This is a genomic window from Plantactinospora soyae, assembly GCF_014874095.1.
Taxonomy (GTDB): domain Bacteria; phylum Actinomycetota; class Actinomycetes; order Mycobacteriales; family Micromonosporaceae; genus Plantactinospora; species Plantactinospora soyae.
Map to the genome: position 1 here is coordinate 9,550,858 of NZ_JADBEB010000001.1, position 14,469 is coordinate 9,565,326.

General features: G+C 70.9%; 10 protein-coding genes and 2 tRNA genes. 1 reads left to right on the plus strand and 11 read right to left on the minus strand.

Features of this window, described 5'->3' with window-relative positions; genetic code table 11:
* Window positions 1–7 precede the first annotated feature (7 nt).
* The 8 genes from H4W31_RS41635 to H4W31_RS41665 all read right to left on the minus strand — a co-directional run bounded on the left by H4W31_RS41635 (window position 8) and on the right by H4W31_RS41665 (window position 7,115).
* Window positions 8–823 carry a HoxN/HupN/NixA family nickel/cobalt transporter gene (locus H4W31_RS41635; protein ID WP_192771612.1) on the minus strand — a complete coding sequence of 272 codons (816 nt, stop codon included), beginning with the start codon at window positions 821–823 and terminating at the stop codon, window positions 8–10.
* The gene (locus H4W31_RS41640; protein WP_192771613.1) at window positions 820–1,545 is read right to left on the minus strand and encodes a hypothetical protein; all 726 of its coding nucleotides are present in this window, start codon (window positions 1,543–1,545) and stop codon (window positions 820–822) included. Before H4W31_RS41640 ends, H4W31_RS41635 begins: the two co-directional genes overlap by 4 nt.
* 350 nt (window positions 1,546–1,895) lie before the next feature.
* Window positions 1,896–2,027, minus strand: coding sequence for a hypothetical protein (locus H4W31_RS44060; RefSeq protein WP_264084118.1), 132 nt, complete (start codon window positions 2,025–2,027; stop codon window positions 1,896–1,898).
* A 56-nt stretch (window positions 2,028–2,083) separates the two neighbouring features.
* Window positions 2,084–2,593, minus strand: a complete 510-nt coding sequence (locus H4W31_RS41645; RefSeq protein WP_192771614.1) for a hypothetical protein — start codon at window positions 2,591–2,593, stop codon at window positions 2,084–2,086.
* Between the two features lie 483 nt (window positions 2,594–3,076).
* Window positions 3,077–3,153: transfer RNA gene (locus tag H4W31_RS41650), tRNA-Ile, on the minus strand.
* Between the two features lie 289 nt (window positions 3,154–3,442).
* On the minus strand, window positions 3,443–4,750 hold the full coding sequence (locus tag H4W31_RS41655) for an FAD-dependent oxidoreductase (protein ID WP_192771615.1): 1,308 nt from the start codon (window positions 4,748–4,750) through the stop codon (window positions 3,443–3,445).
* Between the two features lie 4 nt (window positions 4,751–4,754).
* The gene (locus tag H4W31_RS41660) at window positions 4,755–6,896 is read right to left on the minus strand and encodes an MMPL family transporter (RefSeq protein ID WP_192771616.1); all 2,142 of its coding nucleotides are present in this window, start codon (window positions 6,894–6,896) and stop codon (window positions 4,755–4,757) included.
* Between the two features lie 146 nt (window positions 6,897–7,042).
* Window positions 7,043–7,115 (minus strand) — tRNA-Asn (locus H4W31_RS41665).
* Window positions 7,116–7,388: 273 nt separating this feature from the next.
* Here H4W31_RS41665 and H4W31_RS41670 point away from each other — a divergent pair.
* Complete coding sequence (locus tag H4W31_RS41670; protein WP_192771617.1) at window positions 7,389–7,769, plus strand: hypothetical protein; 381 nt, start codon at window positions 7,389–7,391, stop codon at window positions 7,767–7,769.
* Between the two features lie 151 nt (window positions 7,770–7,920).
* Here H4W31_RS41670 and H4W31_RS41675 read toward each other — a convergent pair whose 3' ends face one another.
* The 3 genes from H4W31_RS41675 to H4W31_RS41685 all read right to left on the minus strand — a co-directional run bounded on the left by H4W31_RS41675 (window position 7,921) and on the right by H4W31_RS41685 (window position 14,402).
* Window positions 7,921–8,928: a sugar phosphate isomerase/epimerase family protein gene (locus tag H4W31_RS41675; protein ID WP_192771618.1), complete on the minus strand. Its 1,008-nt coding sequence runs from the start codon at window positions 8,926–8,928 to the stop codon at window positions 7,921–7,923.
* Between the two features lie 356 nt (window positions 8,929–9,284).
* Entirely contained in the window at window positions 9,285–11,423 is a 2,139-nt protein-coding gene (locus H4W31_RS41680; protein ID WP_192771619.1) for a ThuA domain-containing protein, read from the minus strand.
* Window positions 11,424–11,501: 78 nt separating this feature from the next.
* Window positions 11,502–14,402 (minus strand): PQQ-dependent sugar dehydrogenase, encoded by a 2,901-nt coding sequence (locus tag H4W31_RS41685; protein ID WP_192771620.1) that lies wholly within the window; start codon window positions 14,400–14,402, stop codon window positions 11,502–11,504.
* Window positions 14,403–14,469: the final 67 nt, after the last annotated feature.

Below are 14,469 nucleotides of genomic sequence, written 5' to 3' on the forward strand. Positions count from 1 at the left end.
TTTCTCCTTATGTGACAGCGGTGAGGTGGAGCGCCGCGACTGCGGTGAGACCGACGCCGACCACGGTGATGCCGGCGGCGGCGAGGACGGGGGCCACCCGGGTGGCCTGGCGCAGCAGGGCGTGCGAGCGCGCGCCGCGTACGACGACGGAGTTTCCGGCGATCGCGAGCAGGCCGACGCCGAACAGGACCACGGCCATCCCGATGCCGAAGGTCAGCACCAGCAGCAGGGCGAAGCCGGCCCGCCCGATGAACAGGCCGGTGACCAGGACCAGGAACGCGGCCGGGGACGGCGTGAGCCCGCCGGAGATGCCGAGCAGCAACAGCCCGGGCCGCTTGCCGTGCTCCTGGCCGTGGCTGTGGCCGTGGTCATGCGGATGAGCGTGGCCGTGGCCGGCCGCATGGGCGTGGTCGTGGGCGTGATCGTGCGAGTGGCGGTGTGCGGCGCGGAGGTGCCGGCGTACCAGCCAGAGGCCGGTGGCCACCACCAGCAGGCCGGCGACCAGCTCCAACCAGGTGGTGAGCTGCGGCAGCCGGATGACGTCGGCGAGGGACAGGAACGTCCAGGCCAGGGCGATCACCAGCACCGACAGCGTGTGCATGACCGCCACCGAGCCGCCCAGCCAGGCGGCGTCGCGGATTCTTCCCCGCGACCCGACGAGGTACGCCGCCGCCAGGCTCTTGCCGTGCCCCGGCGTCACCGCGTGGCCGGCTCCGGCGAGGAACGCGAGCGCGAACGCCAGCGGCGGCACACCGGGCGCGGAGACCAGACTCTGTAGCTGGTCGGAGATGGCGGCGGCCCCGAGGACGGCGGTCCCGCTCATCCGAGCGGCCCGGGACGCCCGCTCGGCAGTGCCGTTGCAGCATTGCGTCGTCGGGTCGACCGGCGGAACAGCAGCAGCCCGCCGGCCGCGACCAGCACCACCCCGACGAGTACGCCGCCGAGCTGAACGGCGGCGCTGCGTCCGAGCTGCTGCTCCGGGACACCGGTCACCGACGCCTCGTCGGGTACGCCGCCCGGCACCGCCGCCTCGCCGAGTACCCAGTCGTGTGAGTCCTGGCCCGACCCGTACACCGCGCGTGCGCCACGGGGGCCGGTGGCAAGCGTCCGGTACGCCGGGTTCAGGTCGGTCAGGGTGCGGACCGCGACGGCGACGGTGCCGACCGGGCCGGGGCAGGTGTAGTCGACGGTGGCCCCGGACCGGCCCAGGTCGTTCGGTGGCTGGACGGAGCCTGGGCACGCCCGCCCGCCGCTGGTGACCGTGATCTGCTTGGCCAGGTAGGCCGCGAACCGGTCGGACGCGCCGAGCGCCGCAGCGTCCGACTCCTGGTAGAAGACCGCGCCGTCGAGCATCACCCGGTCCTGCGGCACCAGGCCGAGCGCGATTCCGAGCAGGGTCAGATCGTCGAGGCCGCCGACCTTCCAGCGGACGTGTACGACGTCGGGCCGGTTCCGGTCGAGCGCGATGGCGACGGTCTGCGGATCCCCGAAGGGGTGCGCCTCGGCCGGGGCGGGCGCGCCGAAAACAGCGACGGCGAACGCCAACAGCGCGACGGCGCCGACTCGGTTACGGCGCGGCCGACGTCCAGGTGGGGGCAAGGACAACGCTCCGGGGTGACGGTCTGCGGCGCGCTGAAGGCGCGATCGGGTAGGCACTCTGCCGGGCTTTCACGAACCCGGGGGCCTGACCCAGTGATCAGCGGGCGATGTCGACGTGAACAGTGAGTTGATCAGTCCACTGCCGACGGAGTGACGAAACCGTCTTTCCGGGCTGTCGGATGTTGCGGTGTGTCTGCGGGACCAACGGCCGGGCCGGGCCAGTTGGCAGGCCGGGTCAGTTGGGCAGGCGGCGCGCGTCGGGACCGACCGGGATCGTCACCGGGCGGTCATCGGCTTCAGCTGGTCAGATCGAGTACGGTGACGCTGCCCTCGTCGCGGTTGGTCACGGAGCCGGGCTCGCCGTCACGGTTGACGTGGCTGCCGGGTGTGCTCGTGCGGGTGCGGACGAGGCGATCTACCTGTGGCAACGGATCGAGCGACGTCGGCCGGTGCCCGGCAGCAGCCGGGCCCGGGCCGGCAACCGTCAGCCCGCCGTGCCGCTGATCACGGCGAGAATGGCGTCAGCACGTCGCAGGTACGGCTCCTGCTCGGCGTACGGGGACAGCAGCCAGTCCTGCTCGGCGTCCGAGTCATCCCGGTCGGCCAGGAACAGGTGCCGGGCGAGACATTTCCGAGCGTCCGGGGCCAGGGTCGGACCGGCGGCGTTCCGCTCGGCCACCAGGGCGTGCCGGACGGCGTACAACATCCCGTTCGTGTCGGCGTTCCCCCGCTTCCAGGCGTCCAGGGCGGCGCGCTCGGGGCCACTCAGATCTCCCCAGCGCGCGCGACCGATGGTCTGGCCGGAGTTGTCCCCGACCCGCAGCACCTCGGCACCGCTGGCCAGCGCCTGGTCGACATCCCAGTCTCCCTGGGGCCCACCTCGGGTGGCCCGCCACGCGGCGGTCTGGGACGGATGGTCCTTGATGTAGGTGGTACGGGTACTGGAGACGACGCTGCCGTCGGGCAGGTCAGCGGCGCGAATCTGGTCGATCATGCACACTCCTTCTCTCACCGGGGACTGCTAGTCTGCGTAACCTCCGCCGCGCCCGAACTCCCTGCTACGGCAGAGTCGGGCGAACCGGATCGTGCGTCGTACCGTCCACGAGCGCCAGCGGCCGCGCCCGGCAACCTCGATGCTTCGGCCGGCACGGCGTGGTGCCCGGAGGTCTGGTGGGCAGCGTGGCGCTGCCCACGAGTTCTGGGCCTAACTCGACCAGGCAATGGAGAACGGGGCCCGATGGGTGCCGGGATCCGGTATGCGCGGGCGCATCTTCACGGCTAGGTGATGAAGTGATCGTGGTGGTCGGACGAAGAACCACCCTTAACGGTACAGGCAGCGACCGGGTCCTCGGCAAAACGGACAGCGGTAGATCAAGTTGACGCCGCTACCGCAGTGGCCCTCTCGGGGCAGCTTCGGCTAGGCCCGTCCCGATGCCCGGAATCTGTCGATCTTGCCAGTGTAGATCTACGAAAGACCTGGTGGGGCGGGCGGGACTCGAACCCGCGACCGAGGGATTATGAGTCCCCTGCTCTAACCTACTGAGCTACCGCCCCCTGCCGGCGCGGGGATATTAACCCGCTGCGTCGCCGACCGGCCACCGACATGCGGTGCCGAGCCACGAAGATCGGGTTCCCCCCACCAGGCCAGCCGGACCGCGCTCCTGTCAGCAGACGGAGGCGCCCCGGCACGGCGAGAATAGCAACCGGGATCGACATCAGGATGCCGCCAAGCGGCAACCAACCCGGCAGCCGCACGACCAGGCAGGCCCCCAAGCCAGGCGCGGCCAGGCCGGGTACGCCCGCCCAGACAGCCCAGCCGCCCAACCGCCAGACAGCGCAGGGCTCAGCGGCCCAGATGCCGGAGGACGGCGCCGGCCGCACGCCACCCGCTGGCCAGCGCACCCTGCACCGACGGGCTCGCCCGATGGTCCCCGGCCACGAAGACGCCCTCCCCCACCACCACCGGCTTGCGCAGACTGCCCTGCGGCGCCGGTGCGGCCGGCAACGCAGCCGGGACCGTCACGGTCGTCAGATGGTCCCAGTCCTCGACCGAACAGCCGTACAACCGGGCCAGTTCGGTCCGGACCAGTGGCTCCGGCGGCACTATCGGACCGGCCACCGAGGTGGCGATCAGGTGCCGTCCGACCGGGGCGTACGTCGGCGCGGCGCGGCTGACCACCACCGTGTTCGCCACCAGTTCCCGCCGATCCCCGTCCAGCAGCAGGATCGGCTCGTCGAGCGGCGGCTCGACGGCGGAGTGGTAGTACGTGCTCAGCGTGTGCATGCGTACCCGGCCGAGGGACGGCAACAGGGTGCTCGCCGTGACCGGGTCGGTGGCCACGAGTACGGCGCGACAGCGGACGTCACCGGCCGAGGTGCGTACCAGTCCGGGGCGGAGCGACGCGGCCGACACGCCCCGCATGGTCAGCGACGCCGGCAGCGGATCCGCGACGGCCTGCGGCAGGGCGCCGATCCCGGCCGCCGGCAGTCCGATCCGTCCCCGGGCGAAGGACCGGACGATCATGGCGAAGACGTGGCTGGACGTGGTCAGCTCCCGCTCGCCGAAGACCCCGGACAGGAACGGCCGGAGCAGTTCCTCGATGATCCGGTCGGAGAGGCCGGCCCGGCGCAGTTCCATCTCGGTGCTCAGTTCGGGGGCGGCCAGCAGCCGGTCCACCGGGGAGGTCGCGCAGCGGACCGCCAACGCGGCCAGCCGGAGCCGGTCGGTGGCCCGTCCCACGCTGCTGATCTGCCGTACGCCGGGGACCTGGGCGGCCCGGCCGAGGCCGGCGGCGTCGGCGAGGCCGGTGAGCACCGTACGGCCCGCGCCGAGCGGCTCCCGTACCGGATGGACCATCCGGTGCAGCGTCTCGCCCCGGCGCACCAGCGTGCCCTGGGTGAACAGGCCGAGATCTAGTGCGGCGACGTCCACCAGGGCGGTCAGCCGGGGGTAGGCGGTGTTCACGACCTGGAATCCGCGGTCGAGCAGGTAGCCGTCCACGGCGTCGGTGGCGACCCGGCCACCGAGCCGGTCGGCGGCCTCGACCAGCAGCCAGGGCGTACCGGCGCGGTGCAGTCGACGGGCCGCCGCCAGCCCGGCCAGGCCACCACCGACGATCACCACGTCGGTCTCCGCCGGTAGGTCGGACACGATGTCAGTCCCGGCCCGGATGGTGCCGCTCGCGGGAGAGCCGGGACGGCCACCAGATCGCGGACCCGATGTCGTAGGTCAGGGCCGGCACCAGCAGCGACCGTACGATGATGGTGTCCAGCAGCACCCCGAGTGCGACCGCCAGCCCCAGCTCGATCAGGATCACCAGTGGCAGTACGGCGAGTGCCGAGAAGGTCGCGGCCAGCACGATCCCGGCAGAGGTGATGACGCCACCAGTGACGACGAGCCCGCGCAGCACCCCGGACCGGGTGCCCCGGCGGACAGACTCCTCCCGCACCCGGCTCATCAGGAAGATGTTGTAGTCGATACCGAGTGCGACCAGGAAGACGAAGGCGAACAGCGGGAACGACGCGTCGACGCCGGGAAACCCGAAGACGTACTGAAAGAGCAGTGCGCACAGCCCGAGGGTGGCCAGGAACGACAGTACGACGGTGAGGATCAGCACCACCGGCGCGAGCAGTGCCCGGAGCAGCAGGGCCAGGATCACCGCGATCACCCCGAGTACCGCCGGGATGATGACATTGCGGTCCCGGTCCGACGCGTCGGCGGTGTCCACGCTGATCGCGGTGAAGCCGCCCACCACCGCGTCCGCGTCCGGCACCGCGTGTACGGCCACCCGCAGCCGCCGTACCGTCTCCTCCGCCTCCTCGCTGTCGGCCGACGTCGTCAGGGTGGCCTGGAGTTGTACCCGGCCGTCCACCACCTTCGGCTCGGCCGCGGCACCGCCCGGCGCGCCCGGCCCGGTCGATGCTCCCGGATCGGTGCCGTTGGTGTCCCCGGCCGGCTGCGGGTGCACCTCGGCCACGCCCGGTACGGACCGGGCCGCCTCGGTCACCCGGTCGGCCGTGCCGACCAGGGTGAAGATGGTGACCGGGCTACCCAACCCGCCGGGATAGTGCCGGTCGATCACCTCCTGGGCGATGACCGAGTCGGTGCGGTTGGTGAACAGCTCCGTCTGGCCGAGCCGGGTGGCACCCAACTGGGTCAGGCCGAAGCCGAGCCCGATCAGGACCAGGGTGGTGACCACCCAGACCAGGCGGGCCCGCCGGGCGATGAAGTGGGCGATCGGCTTCCACAGCCGGCCGACCGACGCGGCGTGTTCGGAGTACGGCGAGCGCGGCCAGAACGCCCACCTTCCGCCGATCATCAGTAGCGCGGGCAGGAAGGTGAGCATCACGACCAGGGTGGCGCCGATCCCGACGGCGGCGACCGGACCGAGTGCCTGGTTCGAGGTGAGGCTGGACAGCAGCAGGCAGAGCAGGCCGGCGATGACGGTGCCGCCGGAGGCGAAGATGGCCGGGGCGGCGCCGCGCCAGGCGGCGAGCATCGCCTGGACGGCGTTCTTGTGATGGCACAGCTCCTCGCGGTAGCGGGCGATGAACAGCAGGGCGTAGTCGGTGCCGGCGCCGAAGACCAGCACGGTGAGGATGCCCTGGGCCTGCCCGTTCAGCATGATCACTCCGGCCTGGGCCAGGAAGTAGACGGCCAGCGCGGCGAGGGCGTACGACAGGCCGGCGGCCAGCAGCGGGATGATCCACAGCACCGGGCTGCGGTAGACGACGAGCAGGATCACCAGCACCACGACGAGGGTGACCAGCAGCAACGGACCGTCGATCGAGGAGAAGACCTCGATCAGGTCACCGAGCAGGCCGGCGGGGCCGCCGACCACGACCATCTGGCCGCCGTCCCGCCCGTGGCCGGCGATCCGGCGCAGCTCCATGACCACGGCCCGGGTCTGGTCGTCCTCGGCGTTGTCCACCGGCACGATGACCTGCAGCGCCTTGCCGTCCTCGCTGGGTATCGGCGGGGGCAGTGGCCCGACGACGCCCGGTACCGCCGCGAACCGGACGGCGTCGGCGGCCACCTGCTGCCGGTCGGCGTCGGTGATCCCGCTGTTCCGGGCGTAGACGACGAGGGCGGGGATGGTCTCCCGCTCGACGAACCCGGCGGCGAGTTCTTCGCCCCGGGTGGCTTCGGCGTCGGCCGGCAGGAACGCCGCGTTGTCGTTGGTGGCGACCTCGCTGAGCCGGCCCGCGTACGGCGCCGATATGACGCCGACCACCAGCCAGCCGACCACCAACACGGCGGCGACCAGCAGGGCGACCCGGCTCCGCGATCCAGCCATCTCCCACCCACCCCGTTTCTCAGCCGCCGTCGGCGGCCGGTCACATCCAGGGGGTCGCGTGGCAGCGGACAGGTCACCGCTGGTCGGGCGGACCCCAGATATGACGATGCCCGCCGACGGCGTCGGCGGGCGGGATGTTGGAAAAGCTCCCCCGTTTGGACTCGAACCAAAAACCTGCCGGTTAACAGCCGGCTGCTCTGCCAATTGAGCTACGGAGGATCGCGTACTGCCGGCACTGGATCTCTCCCGCGCCGTGCGACGGAACAAGAATACAGGACAGCCGGGGGTGTCGGGCTACCGGGTTATCGGGCGGCGGGCCCGGGCGACACGACTTACTAGATTACCGGACAAATCGCTATGCGGGCCACAACAAGGCATGACATCAGTGAAGGATGGGTAGGGACTTGGGGACAGACAACGCAGGCGCGACACGGTCGCCTACCGGGAACACCTGTAGGCACTCGACCGCGTCAGACATGGAAAGGAGCCGTCATGCGCGGAAAGCTGTGGTTCGTCGGCGGGCTGGCTGTGGGCTTCGTCCTGGGCGCCCGCGCGGGCCGGGAGAGGTACGAGGAGCTGGTTCTCAAGGGCCGCAAGGTCCTCGACCACCCCACGGTGCAGGAAGCGGCCGGGGTGGCTCAGACCCAGGCCAACCGCCTCTACACCGAGGGCAAGGATCGACTCAGCCACACCCGGCTGGGTGAGAAACTGAGCACGGGCGACGGCGGGTCCGCCGAACTGGGCTCCGGAACCGGCACCTACGCCGACTCCGGCGTCGGATCGGGTACGAAGACCTCGTCGTCCGGCACGGTGACGGCACCCGCCTCGCGGGCGGCGTCATCCGGGTCGGGAGCCAACGGCACCACGTTCTGACCGAAGCACACCCGGTCCCGTGCTGGGTGAAGGGGTCGGCCCGATATCGAGCCGACCCCTTCGGCCGTCCAAAACCAGCCGGTCAACCTCGGCCGTCCATCACCAGCCGGTCAACCTCGGTCAGGTTCAGTCCTTGCTGCTGAACGCGGCTTCAGTCCTTGCTGCTGAACGCGGCGTCGAAGGCCGCGCTCGGGGCGTCGAACGCCAGCCGCCGGACGAACTGCAACGCCTCGGGGGCACCGACCAGGCGGTCCATCCCGGCGTCCTCCCACTCGATCGAGATCGGGCCGTCGTACCCGATCGCGTTCAGCGCCCGGAACGAGTCCTCCCACGGCACGTCGCCGTGCCCGGTGGAGACGAAGTCCCAACCCCGGCGCAGGTCGGCCCAGGGCAGGTGGGACGAGAGCCGGCCCCGCCGACCGTCCCCGGTACGCACCTTGGCGTCCTTGCAGTCCACGTGGTAGATCCGGTCGGCGAAGTCGAAGATGAAGTTCACCGGGTCGAGTTCCTGCCACACGAAGTGCGACGGGTCCCAGTTCAGCCCGAACGCCGGGCGGTTCCCGATCGCCTCCAGGGTCCGCTTGGTGGTCCAGTAGTCGTACGCGATCTCGCTCGGGTGCACCTCGTGCGCGAACCGTACGCCGACCTCGTCGAAGACGTCGAGGATCGGGTTGAACCGGTTCGCGAAGTCCTCGTAGCCCTTCTCGATCATCGACGGCGGGACCGGCGGGAACATGGCCAGGGTGTGCCAGATCGACGAGCCGGTGAACCCGACCACGGTCTTGACCCCGAGCTTCGCCGCCGCCCGGGCGGTGTCCTTGATCTCCTCGGCGGCCCGCTGCCGTACCCCTTCGGGCTCTCCGTCGCCCCAGATCCGGGCCGGCAGGATGTCCTGGTGCCGCTCGTCGATCGGGTGGTCGCAGACGGCCTGCCCGACCAGGTGGTTGGAGATCGTCCAGACCTTCAGGTTGTACTTGGCCAGCGTCTCCCGCTTGCGCTCGACGTACGACTCGTCGGCGAGCGCCTTGTCGACCTCGAAGTGATCGCCCCAACAGGCGATCTCCAGCCCGTCGTAGCCCCATTCGGAGGCGAGCCGGCACACCTCCTCGAACGGTAGGTCGGCCCACTGGCCGGTGAAGAGCGTGATGGGTCGCGCCATGGTCTTTCTCCCTGTTGATCACGCGGGATTCGCGACTGCGCCGGATGTGACGCCGGTGGACCGGGGCGAGGGTGACCGTCCGGGACGGTGGCGGAACTCCCCCTGCGACGACGCCGGCACGTGCGTACTCGCACCTTCGCCGGGCAGGTTGCGCCTCCCGCCCGGTCGCCGGCCATCACCGAGGATCGCCAAGACCACTCTAGGCGGTGCCGGGTGGACCAAGGAAGCCCCGCCCGCCGACCGGGGAGCCGGAGCTGCCTCGGTCGGAAGGCTGGGCGGGAAGCGTGCTCAGAGGGCGGGCGGCGGGGGCGCGCCTGTGGTGGGGGGTGTGCGCGCCCGGCCGCCGCCCGCTCATCTCAGGGCAGGGTCCACTTCTGGCTGGCCACGCCAGCCACACAGTCCCACAGGTGCACGTTCTGGCCGTCCGCCGAACTGCTGTTCAGCACGTCCAGACACTTGCTCGACGACGCGTTGCGCAGGGTGCCGTCCGACTGCGGAGCCCAGTTCTGCGCCCCGGTCCCGTTGCAGGTCCAGAGCTGGATCTTCGTGCCGTTCGTCGTACCGGATCCGGAAACGTCCAGGCACTTGCCCAGGGTCCGCAGCGTCTGGCCGGTCCTGGTCCAGGTCTGCCGGGCCGAACCGCCGACACAGGTCGAGATCTGCGCCTGACTGCCGTCCGCGGTTGCCCCGCCGTCGATCTCCAGGCACTTGCCGGCCAGCCCGACGACCGGACCGGTGCCGGAGCCGCCGCCCCCGCCCGAGCGCACCAGGGTGAACTCGTCGACGTCGTACAGCCCGGTGCCGGAACCGGCGACGGTGAGGTAGAGGTTCTGCGAGCCGGACGGTACCCCGGACAGCGCACCGCTCACTTCGGCGTAGCTCTCCCAGCCGCCGGTGTTCGGCACCGCCAGCGTGCCGAGCACGGTGCCGGTCGCCGAGCCGGTCCGGACCTGGAGGGTGCCGCCGGTGCCGCCGGAGACGACCCGGGCCCGCAGCGAGGTGACCCCGGTCAGGTTCTGCCCGTTGTACGCGGCCCAGTCACCCGGGTCGAGGTACCCGATCGTCGAACCGCCGTTGGCGCCGGCCTTGCCGACCACCTGGATCCCGCTCTGCGAGGTGAACGCCTCGGCCTGGACCGTGGTGTTGGTACCCGGGTCCGGGTCCGGACCAGGGCCGCCACCGAGTTCCTTGATCCGGATGTTCCGGAACGAGGCGTCGTCGCCGGTGCCGTGGTTCTGGATCCCGATGTGCCCGGCCAGCGAGCGCACCGGGTTGGTGTTGGTGAAGTCGTTGATCAGTACGCCGTTGAGGTAGATCCGCAGCCGCTCTCCCTCGACCAGCAGCTCGTAGTTGTTCCACTCCCCCGGCGGGTTGAGCGCGGCGTCCCGGGCGGCGATGTCGGCGGACTTGAAGGTGTAGACCGCGCCCGTGGTCCGGTCGGCCGCGTCGGTGGCGTCGATCTGGATCTCGTAGCCGTTGTCCACCGCCGACCACGGGTCACTCGACGGCGGGAAGCCGATGAAGATGCCCGAGTTGTCGTCGCCGGCCAGTCGCCAGTCCAGCTTCAGCGAGTACGAGCCGAACTGCTTCGCGCTGTACCAGTACAGGCCCATTCCGCCGACCGAGGTCAGCGTGGCGTCGGTGTTGGTGAAGTTCCCCGGACCGGCCTGGGACCAGCCGGTGGTGGAACCGTTGTAGAGGCTGGTGTAGCCGGACTCGGGTCGGCAGTCGGCCTTCGACCGGCCGGCCGAGTACCGGATGCCGCCGAGCAGGTGCGCCCGGAAGGCCGGCTCGGCGTACGACGCCTGGGTGTGCCCGCCGCCGGTGTAGAAGGACCGGCCGCCCTCGTACGTCTTGCACCAGGCGTGCGGGTGGTCCGCGCCCATCCCGCCACCGGAGTACGACGACTCGTCCAGCGTCGCCAGCACCCGTGCGGTGGACCGGGCGTTGGTCCGGTAGTTGTACCACTCGTCGGTACGGGTCCAGGTCTGCGGCAGGTGGGCGCTGGCCGCGTGGCCCCGGTCCACCGCCTTCACGTTGGCCTGCTGGATCGCCGGGTGCGAGGCGAAGTACGCCCCGACCAGGTTGCCGTAGAACGGCCAGTCGTACTCGGTGTCGGCGGCGGCGTGCACTCCGACGTACCCCTTGCCGCTGCGGATGTAGGACTCGAACGCGGTCTGCTGTGCCGCGTTCAGGGCGTCGCCGGTGGTGTTGAGGAAGACCACCACCTCGTACTGGGCCAGGTTGGCGGTGCTGAACGCGGCCGCGTCCTCGGTGGCGGTCACGGTGAAGCTGTTCGCCGCGCCGAGTTCGCGGATCGCCTGGGTGCCGGCGGCGATCGAGTCGTGCCGGAACCCGGCGGTCTTGGAGAAGATCAGTACGTCGTACGGGGCGTCGGCGGCGCTGGCCGGCCCGGCCGGCACGGTGGTGCAGGCCAGTACCGCCAGCGTGGTGGTGGCGACCCCGAGGATCGACCGGAAAAGTCGTCTGCGCATCTTCGCTCTCCCTTGTGAGGGGGGTTAGGAAGGGCCCCTTCCTATACAAAAAGCGATAGGCGGGGGCCCTTCCTCACATCAGGGCAGGGTCCACTTTTGGTTGGCGGCGGTGGAGATGCAGTCCCAGAGGTGCACGTCCTGGCCGTCGGTGGAGCTGTTGTTCGACACGTCGAGGCACTTGGCGGAGGCGGGGTTGCGCAGGGAGCCGTCGGCCTGCGGGGCCCAGTTCTGGGCGGCGGTGCCGTTGCAGGTCCAGAGCTGGATCTTGGTGCCGTTGACGGTGCCGGCGCCGGAGATGTCCAGGCACTTACCGAGGGTACGCAACGTCTGGCCGGTGACCGTCCAGGTCTGTCGTGGCGTACCGGTGCAGGTGGAGATCTGTGCCTGGCTGCCGTCGGCGGTGGCTCCGCCGTCGATCTCCAGGCACTTGCCGGCCAGGCCGACGATCGGGCCCGTGCCGCCACCACCGCCGCCACCGCCGCCGGTGACGAAGGTGAAGGCGTCGAGGTCGTAGAGCGCGCCGGTGCCGGTACCGGCGAAGGTCAGGTAGAGCGTGGTGGTCCCGGCCGGCGGGTTCGCGATGCTTCCGGTGACGGTGGTGAAGGTGTCCCAGCTGCCGGTCACCGGTACGGTCGCCGTGCCGATCACGGTGCCGGTGGCGGAGCCGGTGCGGACCTGGAGGGTGCCGCCGGCTCCGGCCGAGGAGGCCCGGGCGGTGAACGAGGTGGCGTTGTTCAGCCGGTACGGCTGGAACGCGATCCAGTCACCGTTGTTGATCTCGCCGACGGTCTGCCCGCCCTCGGCGCCCGCCTTGCTGAACTTGGCCACCCCGGACGAGGTGCCGTAGTGCTCGGCCTGCCGGTGCTTCGGCGCCAGGATGTGCTGGGTGTGCGTGGTCAGCCCACCGTTGTCGGTGTACTCGGCGTCGAAGATCGGGAAGATGTTCGCCGCGTCGTCGTGCTCGCCGTCGACCGGGATGGTGAGGGTGCCGGAGCAGCCGTTGGCCGAGGTGATCTGGTGGCCGTGGGTGTCGTGGCCGAGGACGTAGGTCATCTTGACCCGGGAGCAGGCGATGGTGCCGTCCTCCGGGTCGGTCACCGTGATCTGGAACGGCACGGCGTCACCGAAGGCGACCAGTTGGCCGCTGGCCGGCGCGACGATGGTCACCGTCGGGGCGGTGTTGCCGACCCCGACGGTCACGCTGGCGGTGCCGGTGGCGCCGGCCGGGTCCCGTACGGTCAGCGTCGCGGTGTAGTTGCCGTTCGCGGTGTACGTCTTCGTCGGGTTGGCCGCCGTCGACGTGGTGCCGTCGCCGAACGCCCAGGAGTACGTCAGGGCGCCGCCGTCGGGGTCGGCGGAGCCGGCCGAGGAGAAGGTGACGGTCAGCGGCGCCGTACCGGAGGTCGGGTTGGCGCTGGCGACCGCGATCGGTGCCCGGTTGCCGCCGCCGACGTAGTCGAAGCGGTAGAGGGCGGAGTTGGCGTCGCCGTTGAAGTAGCCGGTGCCGTAGTCGAGCACGTAGTACGAGCCGTCCGGCCCGAACGCGGAGTCCATCACCTGCTTGCCGACCCAGGGGAAGGTGTCGATCGCGCCCCGGCTGCCGTCGGCGTTGACGTGGATGGGCTTGATCCAGCCCCGGCCGAACTCGGTGGCGAAGAACTGGCCGTCGAAGGAGGCCGGGAACTTCGTGGGCGACGGGTTCGAGGCGTTGTACCGGTAGACCGGGCCACCCATCGGCGACTCGGAGCCGCCGCCGAACTCGGTCGGGGTGCCGGCGTCACCGGCGTACCGGATCCAGGCCGGCCGGGCGGCGGGCAGGGTGCCCTGGCCGGTGTTCCGGAACGAGTTGTTGGTCGGTCCGCCGGTGCAGTTGTACTTCGCCGCACCCGGCCCGTCCGGGAAGGTCCACTCGTTGTACGTCTCGGTGCTGGTGTTCGTGCCGGTGCAGTACGGCCAGCCGTAGTTGCCCGGCGAGGTGATCCGGTTGAACTCGACCTGTCCGCTCGGGCCCCGGTTCGCGTTGGTGGTGCCGGCGTCCGGCCCGTAGTCGCCGACGTAGACGTGCCCGGTGGCCTTGTCCACGCTCATCCGGAACGGGTTGCGGAAGCCCATCGCGTAGATCTCGGGCCGGGTTCCGGCGGTTCCCGGTGCGAACAGGTTGCCGCCCGGGACCGAGTACGTCCCGTTGGCGTTCACCTTGATCCGCAGGATCTTGCCCCGCAGGTCGTTGGTGTTGCCGGCGGAGCGCTGCGCGTCGTACGCGGGGTAGCGGTTGGTCCGCTCGTCGATCGGTGCGTAGCCGGCCGACTCGAACGGGTTGCTGTCGTCGCCGGTGGAGAGGTAGAGGTTGCCGGCGGCGTCGAAGTCGATGTCCCCGCCGACGTGGCAGCACATCCCCCGGTCGGCCGGTACGTCGAGCACGGTGACCTGGCTGCCCGTGTTGAGGGTGAAGTCGGCGTTCAGGGTGAACCGGGCCAGCCGGTTGACCCCGGCGAACGGGGCGAACTGCGCCGCGGTGCCGTTCGCCGGCGCGTCACCGCCCGGGGTGGACAGCGGCGGGGCGTAGTAGAGGTAGATCTGCCGGTTGCTGGCGAAGCCGGGGTCGACCCCGACGCCCTGCAACCCCTCCTCGTCGTGGGTGTAGACCGGGAGGGTGCCGAGCACCGCCGTGTTGCCGGCGGCGTCGGTACGCCGCAGGGTGCCGTTGCGGGCGGTGTGCAGGACCGACCGGTCCGGCAGCACCGCGATCGTCATCGGCTCGCCCACCTCGGCGACGCCTCGGGCCAGGGTGACCTGCTGGAAGTCGGCGGCGCTGATCGGGTGCGCAGCGGCCGGGGCGGTGGGGCCGAGCACCGCCGGTACGGCGGTCGCGGTCAGCAGCACCGCGGCACCGGTCGCCCAGCGTCGCCGGCCGAACCACCGCCGTCGAGCGGCACCGTGGCCACGGTCGGTCCAATGTGGAACTTCAGTTGAAGACATGTCGTGCACTCCCGTCCTGACCAGTTGCGTGCAGGCAGGGCGCGCGCCGTCGCGCCAGATGCCGTCG

Excerpts from the sequence above, each read along its gene's own strand:
- H4W31_RS41660 (WP_192771616.1), bottom strand. The coding sequence starts at position 6,896 with ATGGCTGGATCGCGGAGCCGGGTCGCCCTGCTGGTCGCCGCCGTGTTG.
- H4W31_RS41680 (WP_192771619.1), bottom strand. The coding sequence starts at position 11,423 with ATGCGCAGACGACTTTTCCGGTCGATCCTCGGGGTCGCCACCACCACG.
- H4W31_RS41635 (WP_192771612.1), bottom strand. The coding sequence starts at position 823 with ATGAGCGGGACCGCCGTCCTCGGGGCCGCCGCCATCTCCGACCAGCTA.
- H4W31_RS41645 (WP_192771614.1), bottom strand. The coding sequence starts at position 2,593 with ATGATCGACCAGATTCGCGCCGCTGACCTGCCCGACGGCAGCGTCGTC.
- H4W31_RS41670 (WP_192771617.1), top strand. The coding sequence starts at position 7,389 with ATGCGCGGAAAGCTGTGGTTCGTCGGCGGGCTGGCTGTGGGCTTCGTC.
- H4W31_RS41685 (WP_192771620.1), bottom strand. The coding sequence starts at position 14,402 with ATGTCTTCAACTGAAGTTCCACATTGGACCGACCGTGGCCACGGTGCC.
- H4W31_RS41675 (WP_192771618.1), bottom strand. The coding sequence starts at position 8,928 with ATGGCGCGACCCATCACGCTCTTCACCGGCCAGTGGGCCGACCTACCG.